The following is a 692-nucleotide window of genomic DNA, read 5'->3' on the forward strand; positions in this document are numbered from 1 at the left end:
TCACCGCCCATGGCAGCGTCGCCGAGGCCGCCGTCACCGCGCTCGACACCCGGGCCGGCACCGCCCGGCTGATCGCGCTGGTCAGGGTCGACCTGGTCCAGGGCGCGGGCGCGGTGACCACCGACCGGCGCCGGCTGCAGGCCGAACTCGGCCGCACCGCCGACGGCTGGAAGGTCACCGCGCTGACCACCGTGCCGACCGGGACGGCCTGAATGGGCGGCCGGGCCCGGCTGCGGGCGCTGACGGCGGCGGCCGTGCTGCTCGCCCTGCTCGGCGCGGGCCTGCTGGCCGGCGCACGGTACCAGCGGTCGGGCGCCGACACCGGCAACCGGGCGCTGACCGACCGGGCCGCCACCGACCGGGTCACCCGGGAGGTCGGTGACGCGCTCGCCCGGATCCTGTCGTACTCGGCGGCCGACACCGACGCCACCCGCGCGGCGGCCGCCGGGTGGCTCACCGGCCCGGCCGGCGACCAGTACCGCGGTCTGCTCGACCGGCTCCGGGGCTGGGTCGGCGACCAGCAACTCACGCTCACCTCGGAGGTGGTGAGCGCCGGAGTGATCCGGCTGAGCGGCGACCGGGCCGAGCTGCTGGTGCTGCTCGACCAGCACGCCACCCGCGCCGGCGGCCCGCCCACCGTGACCGCCGCCCAGCTGCGGGTCACCGCCCGCCTCGACGGCGGCCGGTGGCTG

1 protein-coding gene and 1 pseudogene are annotated in these 692 nt (G+C 78.8%); both read left to right on the plus strand.

The window, feature by feature from the left end; all coding sequences use genetic code 11:
- Positions 1 to 212 (plus strand): annotated as a pseudogene (locus tag AA75_RS50060) (hypothetical protein); the annotation flags it as partial.
- Positions 213 to 692, plus strand: a 480-nt coding sequence (locus AA75_RS50065) for a hypothetical protein (protein ID WP_033824012.1), incomplete at its 3' end; no start/stop codon positions are given.

The sequence above is a fragment of the Kitasatospora sp. MBT63 genome (genome assembly GCF_000710465.2).
Classification (GTDB): Bacteria; Actinomycetota; Actinomycetes; order Streptomycetales; family Streptomycetaceae; genus Kitasatospora.